The sequence below is a fragment of the Catalinimonas alkaloidigena genome (assembly GCF_029504655.1).
Classification (GTDB): Bacteria; Bacteroidota; Bacteroidia; order Cytophagales; family Cyclobacteriaceae; genus Catalinimonas; species Catalinimonas alkaloidigena.
On sequence record NZ_JAQFIL010000001.1, the window covers coordinates 6,694,660 to 6,710,435 of the forward strand.

Genomic DNA, 15,776 nt, shown 5'->3' on the forward strand with positions numbered 1-15,776 from the left:
ATTTCAATCTCTGAAAGGAAGCTTCCTGTCTTGACGTATTTCTCTTTGCCATGCTACAGGATCTTTGATCTCACTAAGGCCAGTACTCTCAGCTAACTCCTGCATTAAAGAGGCCACCTCTTTTCCATTTGATAATAATTCGGGAGTTTTCTCATCCTGTGCTTCTTGGCTTTCAATCCCTAATTTGTCCAAAAAATCTTTTATCAACTTTTTGTCCTTTTCATTATCTATCTCTATAATAATCTTTGTCATATTGTCTTTCTTTTGTTATACAATATACAACGAAATATCTATCCGCAGCATTTCCTTCCAAAAGAACAAAATCACAATATTCCGATTTACAGCCTAAGTCATGGAAGTAAGCTGGGCAAAGCAGGCTGAGAACTTTTAGCTTTTAATCAATTACCCATACACCCACCTTACCAGGGTCAACCCTACCAGTAGTAGTACCAGGATAGAGATCAGGTTGAGAAAAAAACCAGCTCTCACCATTTCAAACATGCGGATGTGGCCACTGGAAAATACTACCGCATTGGGTGGTGTAGAGATGGGCATCATAAAGGCACAGCTAGCCGCCAGTGTTACTGGGATTGCCAGATACAAAGGGTTTACTTCTAGGCTATCGGCTATGCCTAATACTACCGGAATAAAAATCACCGTCAAAGCTACATTGCTCATGATCTCCGTCATAAACAACATAAAAGCAGTAAGCAGCAGCAGAAGTACCCACAGATTAATCTCTCCACTTCCGGCAATCTTATCCCCTACCAGTTGTACAATTCCCGTGCTTTCCATCCCTTTCGCTAAACATAAGCCTCCGCCAAAAAGCAAAAGTATACCCCAGGGTAACCTCTGAGTGCTCTGCCAGTCCAGTACAAATTCCTGCTCTCTGAAGCTCACCGGAGTAATAAACATCAGGACACCTCCTCCCATGGCGACAATAGTATTATCCAGATAGTTTCCGCCTAATGCATTATTGATACTGGACTGAAATATCCAGCAGACTGCGGTCAGAAAAAATATTACTGCTACCAGCTGTTCTGCTCTGGACATTGGTCCTAATTCTTTCAGCTTATCATGGATAAGATCACTTGAGCCGGTCAGTTTTTTTAAACGATGAGGAAACAGCACTCTCGTCATCATCAGGTAAGTAATGGTAAGAAGCGTCAGGCAAACAGGAATCCCGATATACAGCCAACGTCCAAATTCTATGTCACGCTGATAGAATTCCTGCATATAGCCGACGAAGACCACATTGGGAGGGGTACCAATAATTGTAGTAGTACCGCCAATGTTGGCGGCATAGGCAATGCCTAACATAAGGCATAGCGCAAAGCGGCGATACCCTTTACTGGGGGCCTCCCCTGCTTTGGCATCACGTAGTAAGTCTACTACCGAGAGGGCAATGGGCAGCATCATTACGGTGGTTGCCGTATTAGAGATCCACATGCTCAGAAAGGCGGTAGCGATCATAAAGCCAAGAATAATTCCATTGGCATCTGTGCCTGTAACCCGTATGATGTTGAGCGCGATACGCCTGTGCAGATTACGCTTCTCCATGGCCAGCGCAATCAGAAACCCACCCATAAATAGAAAAACTATAGGGCTGGCGTAGGGAGAGGCCGCATCTCCGGTAGAAAAGACATCCAATACCGGAAAGAGCACCAGAGGTAGCAAGGCAGTTACTGGTAAGGGAACAGCTTCCGCCATCCACCATATTACCATCCAGATACCTACTGCAATCACCTGAGTAGCATCTGCACTCAGTCCTTCTACAGTTACAGTATTCAATACAATCAGAAAAAAGATGGGGCCTGCCAGAAGAGCGGCAATTTTGATGAAGTTAAATGACTCCTGTGTAGTGCCTGTCAAACGAGATTAATTTAGGTTAAATCATATATCTGCGCAAAAAAAAACTTTGCCACAGATTTCCCTAAATTAGATGTTTTACTTAAATATTAAAAAATCAGAGTACCCGCGATATCAAACGAATGAGATTTTACCTGTAAGGCAGTTTTAGTCAACTTATCTGCTAATGATTTATCCATTGTGTACCTTCCTCAGATAACTTCAGGCGTAGGGACAATTGCTTTTGAAGCTCTCTGTGAAGCAACTTTTTCATTTCCTCAAATATGTATATCCCACCAATTCGCCCTTGCGCAATTTTTTCCGTCAAAATCAAAGTAAAGCCTACTTCCGATATCCACATCGTATAGTAGGGAGGCACTCCTGTGTCCGGGCCACTATCGTAACTCCAAGAATTTGGTATCAGGCACATTCTCAGGCTTGGCCTCCAAAGTGAAATCAGGCATGTAATACTTCCCCCAGGCTGAGAATTTTTAATCCCTTTTAATGAACATAGAAAGTATTAAATAAACAAAGTATTGCTCCCCCTGATAGTATACAAAATAGCATAAACCCTTTTTATAATATATGGCCTATTCAATATAAATCCTTATTTATATTTTGCCAATCAGGATATTAGAAATTAATAATTTCCAGTAAAATTATTAAGGTCAGATATAGAGGGTTAAAAGTCTGAGCGAGTGAAGTAAATAAGGAGCTACATCTGCCTCACAGAAATTCTCTTCATAAAGGTGATTTATTACATTTGCATTTGGAATTCAAGCTGTAAAGCCTTAAAATTAAGCATAAACTGCCTGGAATCTTGTTTTACCAGTTTTTGAGTAATAAGGTTCCCTTTGGCTGGCTACTTAATTTGCATAGAGGGGCCAATTCACACGCATAAAATTGAGAGCCCCAATGTGTTGATCTTATCATGTTTTTTATAGAAGTAAACAAAAATAATTGTATGAGCAGATGCCACCTTCGGCTTTCAAAGAGGTGCCTGCACGTTCTTGTTTTTTGTCTTTGATATGGCATATTCTAATATGCTGACCGAGTTCTAAGACTCATGAGATATATATGTTCAACCTAAACTACTTTCCTATGGAAAATTTATACAACAGCAGCTAGCACCATTGGCTACCCCCCCGTTTATTTAAATTTTACAATAACCTAAAACGTAAATTCATGTTTACACATTTACAACAACTTGGTAGGTGCTGGCATTACTTTGCCTCAAGCCTGCTGCTCGTGCTATTGATATGCACATTACCTGTTTTGGCTTTGGCCAATAGCGCAACCGATTTCGCAATCAAAAAAGCTTCTATTGACAAGACTGATCCTTTATTTATCACTGTCAGTGGAACTGTAACTGAACAATCTACTGGAGAACCTCTTCCCGGGGTCAATGTATTGGTCAAAGGGACAACTACCGGTACAGTAACTGATGTGGAGGGACAATACAGCATTAATGTCCCCAATGATGATGACATTTTGATATTTACCTCTATTGGTTATACGGCTCAGGAGGTCCCTGTACAAGGCAGATCCGTAATTGATCTGGCCCTGGTAGAGGATATTCAAAGCTTGGAAGAAGTAGTGGTAGTAGGCTATGGTACGCAAGAGAAAGTAAACCTCACCGGTGCTGTTGGCGTGACTGACGGAGAGGTGTTGGAAAACCGCCCTATTGCTAATGTCGGTGAAGGCTTACAGGGCGTAGTACCCAACCTTAATGTAAATCTGAGAAACGGAGACCCCTCACAGCCCGCTGATTTTAATATACGTGGCTTTGAGTCTATCAATGGCGGCTCACCCCTGGTTTTGGTAGACAATGTTCCAATGGACATTAACCGAATTAACCCCAATGATATTGCAAGTGTAACTGTACTAAAAGATGCTTCTTCAGCAGCAGTTTATGGTGCCCGTGCTGCTTTTGGGGTAATTCTGGTAACTACAAAAAAAGGAAAGGGTGAAAAAATCAGTGTAAATCTGAGTGCAGAGACTGCCTTATCTAAGCCGATCTTTTTCATTGACCCGGTTACTGATCCATATAAATTTGTGCAGGCTCGTAACTTAGCCACCCAGCGCACCAATGGGGCCCCTCAGTTTAATGCGGACTTTGTGGAAGCTACCCGTCGCTATAGTGAAAACCCAACTTTTGAAAACGCCTGGGGTGTGGTGAATGGCCAATTGCAATTCTATGGTTATAATAACTACGCAGAACAGCTGATTACGGACTATGCCCCTCAGCAAAAATATGATGTCAGCCTGTCTGGCTCATCTGACAAAGCCTCTTACTATGTTTCTTTCGGTTTTCTGAACAAAGACGGTTACCTGAAAAACAAAGACAAAAACGAAAACTTCAAGCGATACAATGCCCTGATAAAAGGTGACTTTCAGGTGATGGATTGGTTGACCCTGGATAGCCGTGCCTTGATTACCACGGAGAAAAGTGACAAACCACACTTCTATCACTGGGATGTTAATATTAACACCTCAGCACGTCAGGACCCCTTGGATGCCATCCGCTTTCCTGATCTGCCTTACTACCTGGAGCCTGGTGACCGTGCGGAATTTGAGCCTTACATCGGCAGGTACTTTGGCGGAACCAATTTCTTACCCTATCTGGAAGACGGTGGGCGTAATACCTGGACTCGGAACGACATCATCTTGACCCAGGGGGCAAATCTTACTCCAATTAAAGGATTAAACATTAGAGGAGAGTTTTCCGCTAACTTTACTTACCGGGATCAGCAGGACGTACAGAGCAAAATAGAAGTGATCAACAATAAAGACCTGGCTGGCGGATTAATTCTTGACAATGGATTTAGCGGTAATGACTGGATTTATAATCAGTCAAATAATGACCAGTACTATGTCATCAATACCTACGCTGACTATACTATTGACCAAGGTCGACACTTTTTGAAAGGAATGATCGGGTTTAACCAGGAGTGGGGTCGGTTTGAGAATATTGCTACCCGGGCCTATAGCCTGATCAATCCAAGCATTACTGATATCACCGCGACAACCGGTAACCAGGAAACCTACGGAGGAAAAGAACATACTGCATTACGAGGAGCATTTTATCGCCTAAACTATATTTTTGATGATCGCTACCTGATAGAAGCGAATGGCCGTTATGATGGTACTTCTCGTTTTCCTAAAGAGGATCGTTTTGATTTCTACCCTTCTCTCTCAGTAGGTTGGAGAATTTCAGAGGAAGGATTTATGAGTGGAACTTCGTCATGGTTGGATAATCTGAAAGTTAGAGCTTCTTACGGGCAACTGGGGAACCAGTTAATTTTCAATGGAGGCAGTCCGGTATACTATCCTTATATCGCTACCCTGGGGTCATTCAACTCACCTTATATGATGACTGCCGGTGCTCGTACCCCGGTAATATCTGCTCCGGGTCTGGTAAGCCCTACCTTAACCTGGGAAACAGTAGTCACGCAAAACATAGGATTAGATGTTACCATGTTGGGCAACAGGCTGGACCTTTCATTCGATGTATACGCTCGTGATACCAAAGATATGCTGACCCGGGAAGAGCTTCCTGCTATTTTAGGAGCAGCTGAGCCGCGCCAAAATGCTGCTGACCTGCGCACCCAGGGTTGGGAGCTTTCTGCCACCTGGCAGAACCGTATCAACAACAACTGGAGATACGACATCAGGCTGGCCTTGTCCGACAATATCTCTCGTATTACCAAGTACAATAACCCTACCGGCTCTTTGAATGAGTACTATGAAGGACAGATAGTCTATGAAAACGGAACCGGTGAGCGCTGGGGATTTGAAACCGTTGGCATCTTCCAGACCGAAGACGAAGTAGCCAATGCTGCCGATCAATCGAATTTAGGCTCTAACTGGCGCCCTGGTGATATTCGCTATGCCGACCTGAACGGTGATGGCGTCATCAGCTATGGTGACAATACACTGGAAAACCCTGGTGACCAAAAGATCATTGCCTACGAAAACCCTCGTTATAACTTCGGCATCACTGGTAACGTAAGCTGGAAGAACTTTACGCTAAATGCATTCTTCCAGGGTATTATGAAGTACCAGTACTGGCCACCCAACGGTAACTGGGTAGCGTTTTACCCCTTCAATGCCGGCCATGTAGAAGGTTACTACTTAACCGATACCTGGAGTGAGGACAACCGTGATGCTTACTTTGCTGCTCCGCATATTTCTACAAATACCAAGCAGAATATTCTCCCTCAGTCCCGTTATGTGCAAAATGCGGCTTACATTCGCCTGAAAAACCTGACGCTAGGATATAATCTGCCGGATAATATCGCCAGCAAAATAGGGATGAGCAATGCCCGGATATACTTCGCTGGTCAGAACATGTGGGAGTATAGCAAGATGCGCAAGCCGCTGGACCCTGAAGTAAGGCCGACACTAACGCAGGAATATTACAAGCAACGTACGTATTCTTTAGGCATCAATGTGTCCTTTTAATGACCTCATAACATCAATCAAATGAATAGATATATTTTAAAATTCACCATAGCATTGGCCGTATTTATGTTCGGTTGCAATGACGATTTCCTTGACCGACAGCCACTCGACCAGATTAGTAACGAAGTATTCTGGAATACAGAGAATGACCTTAAGGTATATAATAATAGTTTGTACAATCTGGCTAGATCCGACAGTAATGTTCCTATTTTAATGGGACATGATGCCGGTTTTAGTAGCCACCGCTGGGGTATCTGGCACCTCTCCGGCTTTACCGACGACACTGCCCCTCGCCATTCACGCCATGATTTCTATCAGCGGGTAAGAGCAGGAAGACATATTGTACCGAATGGCCCGGCATGGTATGGTTATCAAGGATGGAACTTTGTTCGTGCTATTAACTTCGGAATGGAAAACTACGGGAAAGCCGATGTTTCTGAAGAAGTGCGCAACAAATACATCGGTGAGGCTCGCCTTTTCCGAGGCTGGTTCTATGCCGAGAAAGCCCATAAATTTGGCGATGTACAGTGGGTAGAACAAACCGTAAATGTAGATGATTCTGAGATTCTGGAAGGTGAGCGGGATGACCGCAACTTTGTCATGGATAAAGTACTGGAAGATTTACAATTTGCTGCTCAAAACCTACCGGATGATTGGGGTGATGGAAATGCTCCCGGCCGCGTAAACCGTTGGGGCGCATTGTTGGTATTGTCCCGGGTGGCTCTCTATGAAGGGACCTGGAGAAAATACCACGGTCTTGGTGATGCCGATCCATGGTTTCAGGTAGCTGCCGATGCTGCATTAGACCTCATACAGAATGGTCCCTACTCCCTGTATACTACCGGAGACCCTAGCATGGATTACAATGCTATCCACCGGATGACCGATCTTTCGGGTAATCCTGAAGTGCTGTACTGGAGACGCTACGAGCTGGGTATCTTTACCAACCATGTGCAAAGCTATCACCGGGGATATAATGGGGGGGCTACCAAAAGTGTCGTAGAAGACTACCTCTGCACCGATGGTTTGCCGATCACGCTTTCCAATGAGTATCAGGGAGACGAGGTTTTTGAGAATATCTTTGAGAACCGCGATCCTCGTTTACGACAAACGGTACTTCATCCGGACGATCAGGCCTTTTATATGTACGGGAATACTGATCCGGCAGTAGCGGATTATCCTAAAATTCAGGGGCAGACCAAGCCTGGCCAGTCCTCTACCACCGGATACCATATTATCAAAGTGTACGATGTCAATGCCGCTCACGCTACGTATAATACGTCTTCTACTCCGGCGATTATCTTACGATTCGGGGAGGCTTTGCTCAACTACGCCGAAGCCAAAGCAGAGTTGGGAACCATCAATCAGGCTGATTTAGATATGAGTATCAACCTGCTCCGGGATAGGGTAGCCATGCCGCCATTGAGCATGAACCCGCCTATGGATCCTCGCTACGCTGACCTGGGAATTTCTTCTTTACTGGTTGAAATCCGCCGCGAACGCCGTATTGAGTTATTCATGGAAGGTTTCCGCTATGATGATATCCGCCGCTGGAAGATGGGGCAACTCTTAGAAGACAAAGACCTGGGTATGCGCTGGGATGCTACCAATCAAAATCGATTTGACCCTACCAACGAAGCTACTATCGGTGTTACAGAAGTAGATGGGGTCCCTTATCTTGATGTGTATGCAGGCACCGACTATGCTGAACCTATCTTTGATGAGAGCAGGCATTATCTATGGCCAATTCCAATCAGTGCTATATCACAAAATCCTAATCTGGGACAGAACCCTGGTTGGGGTGCTAGTGAATAAAAGCTGAACTTTCACTCAAAACCCGTAATTCAGTGGAGTTACGGGTTTTTTTTCCCGCTTTTTTTAATGTAAAAATTATCTTTTTTGGCTGTGTCGCTCAAATACCCCCCCTCAATTTTATACAATAATCAATATTTAAGTTACACGTTTACCTGATAGGTTTTATTATGTATATGCCCCTCCTAACAATCCTGCTATCTTTTTTCTCATGCGCATGCTTACATGTTACTGCATATGCGCATCAGGACAGGATGCCTAGCAGCACGCAGACCGATTTTGTAAAAGAAAGAATACAGCTGGAGCGTCAACCTTATCATAAAAATCATCTCCCGTCATTAGGTTATGGTGGACAGGCATGTTTCCTGACTCACCCTACACATTATTCAGGATCCATAAGCGCAAAAGTATATGGAGAAAATGTCATCAGTGATTTAGAAGTCATCAGAGAGCGGGTAATTGCTGAGCTTATGGAACCACCCGTAAATCAAAATGAGATACAGCAGCTGATAAATACCATTCAGGAAGATGGCAGCTGGCCTGATATCAATTACGAAGACGTCTCGCGCACCGGCTTTGAGCATGCCCGGCATCTGAGCAATATGATAGACCTAAGCAGAGCCTACAAGAAACGGGTATCAAAATTCTACCATGCTCCTCAGCTTAAGCAGGCTATTGACGCTTCGCTAAATTTCTGGCTGGCACATAATTTTATCTGCGACAACTGGTGGTGGAACCAGATAGGAACCCCTAACCTCCTGCTCAGCACCCTACTCATCATGGATGAAGCATTATCTGATGCACAAAAGACGAAAGCGGCACCTATTGTAGGCAGAGCCAATCTTAATGCCTGGGGTGCCAGACCCGGAGGAGACCTGATTAAAATCGCCGGTATACTGGGAAAGTACGCGCTTTTTGTGAGAGACAGTGATACATTAGAAGAGGTGGTCAAGACGATGGCCAGTGAAATTGCCTATGCCAAAGAGCGAAATACCCCCGAGGATATGAGAGGTTTACAGACCGACCTGAGCTTTCACCATAGGCGCGACCGGGTAACGTCAACATTATCTTATGGAAGGGGCTATGCCGATGCTTTTGCAGAATGGGCCGCCAGAGTAGCAGGTACCAAATACAGTTTTCCTGAAGAGGCTATTCAGCTCCTGGTAGAGTTCTATCTGGACGGCATCAGCAAAACGATGGTGTATGGAAAATACCCCGACCCCGGAGCAAAAAACAGGAGTATTAGCCGGGCAGGAACGCTCCAAGCCTATGATGCTGAAACGCCCCTTATGCTATTACAAGCTACGGACTATAGAAAAGAAGCGTTAGAGCAAATCGCTAAAATCAGGGAAGGAGGAATTGCTCCTGACCTGACTTTCAACAAATTTTTTTGGCATACCGAATACCTCAGCCACCAGCGGCCAGAATATTTTACCTCAGTTCGCATGTTTTCTTCCCGCAACCACAGCATGGAGCAGCCTTACAATGGCGAGGGCCTAAAAAATCATCATTTGGGTGATGGCGCAAATTTCATCTCCCGAAGCGGTGAAGAATACCTTGATATCTTCCCAGTCTGGGACTGGCAGAAAATACCTGGCACAACAGTGGTACAAAAACCGGCCTTGCCTTCAAAAGATGAAATACAGAAGAAAGGGCTTAGCAGCTTTGTGGGAGCGGTCACTGATGGTAACTACGGTGCGGCAGGCTTTGACTTTAAAAGCCCACTTGATCCTTTAGAAGCAAAAAAAGCATGGTTCATGTTCGATAAAGAATATGTTTGTCTGGGAGCAGGTATTCGTTCCGACGCAAGTTATCCGGTAGCTACTACATTGAATCAGTCATACCTGAAGGAGGATGTAGTTGTGAAGAAAACGAAGGGTAAATCTACCTTGGAAAGGGGTGAGCATAAGTTAAAAAATGTACACTGGCTCTATCATGATAGCATTGCCTACATTTTTCCTGAAGCTACGGAAATACACCTTAGAAACCGCGTGACCAGCGGGAGTTGGTACAGTATTAATCATCAGGCAGATAGCCCCAAAGAAGAGATAAGTAAAGAAGTATTCACGGTATGGATGAACCATGGTAATAAGCCTGAAAATGAAAGCTATGCGTACATCATAGTTCCGGCCATTGACGAAAACACTATTGAGAACTACCTGGAGAAGCTTCCTGTCGAGATACTGGCAAATACAGAGGAAGTACAAGCTGTATATCATAAGGATTTAGGACTCAGCCAACTGGTGTTTTACCAACCCAACGAAATTCAGCTTACTGAAGAAATTGCGCTAAGCGCTCTTGATCCCGCGATCATCATGACCAAGACAAATGGAAAGTCCGTTGAGAAAATCTGTGTTTCTGATCCCAGCCGTAAGCTGGATACTATTCATTTAAAAGTGAGTAGTCGTTTCCTTTCCAATGCTGACAGTTGCGAAATCAGTTGGCATGAAGATGAGGGCTATAGCGAGGTCATCATCAGTTTACCAAAAGGTGAATATGCGGGTAAAAGCGTAAGCATAGAAAATAGTCTGTTTTAAAGAGCAACATAATTTAACACAACGCATAATAAAACAACCATAACATTCATTAAAAAAAAGCAAAATGAACCTACTAATGCACAACAAACTATTACGATGGTTTCTGATTTTTATCTTTCCATTCGTTGCCTCAGCTGATCCTGGAGGAATAAGTACCGAGCCAGAGAAGACGTTGGCAAATGATGAGCCCATTAAGTTGGATAACCCAATGAGCGTACAATACCTCAAAAAAAAGCTGAGAAAAAGCTCTCCCCGTCTCGTTCTCACCCCCTCTCTGGAAAAAAAGCTTAAGAAAGACCTGAAATCAGACCCGGTCGTGCAGAACATGTATAAAGCTATTCAGTTGAACGCACAGGAAATTCAGACCAAGCCCCTCCTGGAAAGAGAAGTTATTGGGCGCAGACTGCTGAGAACATCCAGGGAGATGCTCTACCGCATGAATATTCTTGGCATGGTTTACCGTATCGACAGGGAAGAAGATGTACTCAACAGAATCAATGATGAACTTGTGGCTGTCTGTAATTTTAAGGACTGGAACCCTTCCCATTATCTGGATGTCGCTGAGATGGCTATGGCGGTAGCGCTGGCGGTAGATTGGGCAGGAGAAGACCTACCAGCATCTACTGTTGACTTGGCAAAAAATGCCCTTATAGAAAAAGGGATTATGCCCAGCTACAATGAAAACGGAAACGTAGGCTGGATCAGCGGTAATAATAACTGGAACCAGGTCTGTAATGGAGGGATGATCGCTGCATCCATTGTCATCGCCGAAGAAGATCCCGAACTTGCCTCCCAAACTATTTCGCGGGCATTAGATGGTATACCTCATGCTCTTGAAGAATACGGCCCTGATGGCGTCTATCCTGAAGGCTCTACTTACTGGAGCTATGGCACCAGTTTCTCAGTATTGACTGCTTCTATGTTAGAAAGTGCTTTTGATACGGATTTCGGGCTGGCGGAGTATCCCGCTTTTATGGAGAGCGCTGATTTCAGGGTATTAAGTGTGGCTCCCTCTGGCTGGTACTACAATTTCGCTGACTGCGGAGATCGTAGAAATGACAACGGGGACCTTACCCTTGCCTGGTTTGCAAAAAAAACCGGCAATGAGATCTATTATGAAAAAGAGCGTTTTCTTCAGGACCCACAGAATATGGGTGAGCTTGCCAGATATGCCGGGGCTGGCCTGGTATGGTTATCCCAGTTTGAAGAAGAGGCAGAAAAGCAACTTCCTGAAACCTGGATGGGTGAAGGCGCTAACCCAATTGTGCTTTTCAGAGATACAAACTCAAACTACTACTTCGGAGGTAAAGGCGGCCGAGGGACTGTCAACCATGGGAATATGGACGCTGGCTCATTTATCTTTGAGTTGAATGGTGTTCGCTGGGTAGTTGATCCAGGCAACCAAAGCTATCATGAGCTGGAAAAAACCGGTTTCAACCTGTGGGGACGCTGTCAGGAATGTGAGCGATGGACTTTACTCACCAAAAATAATTATGGTCATAGCACGCTGACGGTAAACGATAAACTACACGTAGTGGACGGCTTCGCCAGCATAGCAGACTTTAAAGAGGGAGAAACGCCTGAAGCCATTATTGATATGACTGAAGTGTTTGGTGAGGACCTGGCTTCTGCCAGCCGAAGGTTCATAAAGGAAAACGATAACTCATTGCTCATTGAAGACCAGTTCCAGACGAATGAGAACACAGAAAACATTACATGGCAACTCATGACTACTGCAAATGTCGAGATTGTAGATGGAGGTGCGATCCTGCACCAGGATGGCAAACAACTAAAGCTGGAAAACATTTCTCACCCGGAACTGGGTCTTTCCATTATTTCTCTGGACCCGCCACCGCTTGAGCTTGACAGAAACATAGAGAACCTGAAGCGTCTTGAAATTCGTATGCCCGCTTACCTTTTTCCGGAAAACGAAGGAAAACTGCAGGTACGTTTATCTGCCGCAGACTAAGAGAAACTGAAAGGGCGGAGCTGACGGAAATCGGATTATGTACCGTTCTTCCTTGTCAATGCCGCTAATTGTCCTATTTTTGTGAAAAAATTTAACCGACACAGCATGAGCGTTTTAGTTAATAAAGATTCCAAAGTCCTGGTACAAGGTTTTACCGGTTCAGAAGGCACTTTTCATGCCGGACAGATGATTGAATACGGTACCAATGTAGTAGGAGGTGTTACACCCGGTAAAGGTGGGCAAACTCACCTTGATCGTCCTGTTTTTAATTCTGTGCAGGAAGGTGTGGACCAGACAGGAGCCAATGTATCCATTATATTTGTACCCCCTGCCTTTGCTGCCGATGCTATTATGGAAGCTGCCAGTGCAGGCATCAAAGTTATCGTAGCCATCACCGAAGGCATTCCGGTTAAGGATATGATGATTGCTAAAGACTACATTAAAGATAAGGATGTTACGCTCATAGGCCCTAACTGCCCCGGAGTAATTACACCGGAAGAAGCCAAAGTAGGTATTATGCCAGGCTTTGTTTTCAAGAAGGGTAAGGTAGGCATCGTATCCAAATCAGGTACTCTTACGTATGAGGCTGCCGATCAGGTGGTCAAAGCAGGTCTTGGCATTTCTACTGCTATTGGTATTGGTGGTGACCCTATCATCGGTACCTCTACCAAACAGGCAGTGCAGCTATTGATGGATGATCCTGAGACCGAAGCTATTGTAATGATAGGTGAGATCGGTGGTAACTACGAAGCTGAAGCAGCACGCTGGATTCAGGAGAATGGCAATAAGAAGCCGGTAGTAGGGTTTATTGCCGGCCAGACAGCACCTCCCGGCCGACGCATGGGCCATGCAGGAGCGATCATCGGTGGTAAAGATGATACTGCCGCTGCTAAAATGAAAATTATGAAAGAATGTGGGCTTGTTGTAGTAGATACTCCAGCCAAGATAGGAACTACTATCGCAGACGCTATAAAAAAATAAAGCATTAACGCTTTAGATTTTACTACTCAGATCCTGGTGATCTAATAATAAAATAAGGAATGCGGTCTCATTAGAGACCGTTTTTTTTATGCATTCTGTAAAATGTTCTTTATAAGAAAGTACTGAGCGTTTTTTGCAGTATAATGGCAGTGCTTTTGAAGCAAAAGTCATCATATAAAATATTTCAAAAGAGTCTCCACTGTTGATTAAGTCTAACGCTGGTAACTGACTAAGTTTTTACATTGTAAAGAGGTTAGTAGAAAAATTAAAGGGCCAGGTTAGTTTGCAGAGCACCTATAAGCAGGGACCCAGAGTTAAATTACTCCTTCCCGAGCCGGAGGCATATCGTATGCCAAAGATTATGATAAGCAAGCCCGTACAAACTTCTTTTTGGGGATAATTTAAGCTGGCTCATGGTATCTATGATTCCTTATTATCCTGTTTTTATGTAGCTGAAGGCTGTACTGTTAAGCTTGTTTTAAGCCTGCATTATCATATTGTTACGATTCCATTTGGGCGATTTCCTTCCCCTTCTGCCTCATTATATTGCTGATTCTTCAGGCATTATATGACTGAAGTTACTATCCAAACTAACCTTAAATCGCTATGAAAAAACTATCCGTACTTTTTCTGGCTGTCTTATTGATGACAGCCTCCTGTAGAGAGATCCTTGAGGAAATCAAAAAATTGCCTAAAGACGACGAACCTAAAAAAGAAGCCCCTTCAAAATTTAAGGAAATCGGAAGCATTACCCTCGGAGGAGAAGGAGCAGCAGAAATTTCTGCTTATGATGCGGAAACCACCCAGCTCTTTGTGGTAAACAACGATGGGGAATCCCGCATTGATGTGGTAGACCTGGAAGACCCAACCCAACCTGTACTCCTAAAAAGTATTGACATTACTCCGTTTGGTGCAGGGGTCAATAGTGTAGCAGTAAGTGATGGGCTGTTGGCAGCCGCCATTGAAGCCGACCCTGCGCAGGCCGAAGGCAAAATAGTATTCTTTGATACGCAAACCTGTGCTGAAGTAACGCAAGCCAATGTAGGAGCCCTACCTGACATGGTAATTTTCAGCCCCGATGGACAATACGCGCTTTCTGCTAATGAAGGAGAGCCTTCCGGCTATGAAGCGGGAGATGAAGATCCGCTGGGAAGCCTGTCTATTATTGAAGTTCAAAACGGCTTTGTAACTACTACGCTGGATTTCAAGGCTTTTAATGGTATGGAAAAAACACTGGCTCAGGAGGGTTTCAGAGTATTTGGCCCCGGTGCCACACTGGCTCAGGATGTTGAGCCTGAGTACATTGCTGTATCCGAAAACTCCCGTACCGCCTGGATCAGCTTGCAGGAAAACAATGGGCTAGCCCGTATTGACCTGGAAAGCAAAACCATTACAGAAATCATTCCCCTCGGACTTAAAGATTATGCTCTTGCTGAAAACGCCATGGATGCCAGTGATGAAGACGGAATCATCTCACTCAATACCTGGCCGGTATGGGGAGTGTACCAGCCGGATGCCATCGCCGCATATAGTGTTAATGGTCTTTCTTATATCATTTCTGCCAATGAAGGCGACGCTCGTGAATACAATGGTTTTGAAGAAGAAATCCGGGTAGAAGATGTAGTGCTTGACCCACTTGTATTTCCTTATTACGAAGAGCTACAGAAGGAAGAGAACCTGGGTCGCTTGCAAATCACCAGTACTTTGGGCGATACTGACAATGATGGTGAATATGAAGAATTGTATGCTTTTGGAGGTCGCTCATTCAGCATCTGGGACGGGCTTAGCGGGCAGCAGGTATTTGACAGTGGCAATGAAGTTGAAAAACTAATCATAGAAGCCGGACTGTATGACGATGGGCGCAGCGACGCCAAGGGAGTGGAACCTGAAGGGGTAACCATTGGCAAAATTGGACAACGTACTATTGCCTTTATTGGCCTGGAGCGGGTAGATGCTATAATGGTGTATGATGTGACAAATCCATTCCAGCCTCAGTTTTTGCAGATTCTAGAAAGCGGGGATGCGCCCGAAGGACTGGTTTTCGTCCCTGCTGAAGACAGCCCTGCCGGAAAAAGCCTGCTCATCGTCAGCTCTGAAGATGATGGCCAGGTGAAAATTTTTCAGCCTTAAATAATACAATATTTGTAAGTGCAAGCGGGTCATAG

9 protein-coding genes are annotated in these 15,776 nt (G+C 44.5%); 6 read left to right on the forward strand and 3 right to left on the reverse strand.

Annotated features, from left to right (window positions below):
• Positions 1-3: 3 nt before the first annotated feature.
• The 3 genes from OKW21_RS27065 to OKW21_RS27075 all read right to left on the reverse strand — a co-directional run bounded on the left by OKW21_RS27065 (position 4) and on the right by OKW21_RS27075 (position 2,278).
• The gene (locus tag OKW21_RS27065) at positions 4-252 is read right to left on the reverse strand and encodes a hypothetical protein (RefSeq protein WP_277485832.1); all 249 of its coding nucleotides are present in this window, start codon (positions 250-252) and stop codon (positions 4-6) included.
• A 150-nt stretch (positions 253-402) separates the two neighbouring features.
• A complete protein-coding gene (locus tag OKW21_RS27070) occupies positions 403-1,872 on the reverse strand; it encodes an SLC13 family permease (RefSeq protein ID WP_277485833.1) in 1,470 nt (489 codons plus the stop codon).
• Positions 1,873-2,032: 160 nt separating this feature from the next.
• Positions 2,033-2,278, reverse strand: a complete 246-nt coding sequence (locus OKW21_RS27075) for a hypothetical protein (protein WP_277485835.1) — start codon at positions 2,276-2,278, stop codon at positions 2,033-2,035.
• 755 nt (positions 2,279-3,033) lie between these two features.
• On the opposite strand from OKW21_RS27075, the gene OKW21_RS27080 reads away from it, so the two are divergent.
• The 6 genes from OKW21_RS27080 (at position 3,034) to OKW21_RS27105 (ending at position 15,741) form a co-directional block, all read left to right on the forward strand.
• Positions 3,034-6,312 (forward strand): SusC/RagA family TonB-linked outer membrane protein, encoded by a 3,279-nt coding sequence (locus OKW21_RS27080; RefSeq protein WP_277485836.1) that lies wholly within the window; start codon positions 3,034-3,036, stop codon positions 6,310-6,312.
• Positions 6,313-6,333: 21 nt separating this feature from the next.
• Positions 6,334-8,127 carry a RagB/SusD family nutrient uptake outer membrane protein gene (locus OKW21_RS27085; protein WP_277485839.1) on the forward strand — a complete coding sequence of 598 codons (1,794 nt, stop codon included), beginning with the start codon at positions 6,334-6,336 and terminating at the stop codon, positions 8,125-8,127.
• Between the two features lie 251 nt (positions 8,128-8,378).
• On the forward strand, positions 8,379-10,661 hold the full coding sequence (locus OKW21_RS27090; RefSeq protein WP_277485840.1) for a polysaccharide lyase family 8 super-sandwich domain-containing protein: 2,283 nt from the start codon (positions 8,379-8,381) through the stop codon (positions 10,659-10,661).
• Positions 10,662-10,737: 76 nt separating this feature from the next.
• Positions 10,738-12,630, forward strand: a complete 1,893-nt coding sequence (locus OKW21_RS27095) for a heparinase II/III domain-containing protein (RefSeq protein ID WP_277485842.1) — start codon at positions 10,738-10,740, stop codon at positions 12,628-12,630.
• A gap of 105 nt (positions 12,631-12,735) precedes the next feature.
• On the forward strand, positions 12,736-13,611 hold the full coding sequence (gene sucD / locus OKW21_RS27100) for a succinate--CoA ligase subunit alpha (protein WP_277485844.1): 876 nt from the start codon (positions 12,736-12,738) through the stop codon (positions 13,609-13,611).
• 606 nt (positions 13,612-14,217) lie between these two features.
• Complete coding sequence (locus OKW21_RS27105) at positions 14,218-15,741, forward strand: choice-of-anchor I family protein (RefSeq protein ID WP_277485847.1); 1,524 nt, start codon at positions 14,218-14,220, stop codon at positions 15,739-15,741.
• The last annotated feature ends 35 nt before the right edge of the window (positions 15,742-15,776 follow it).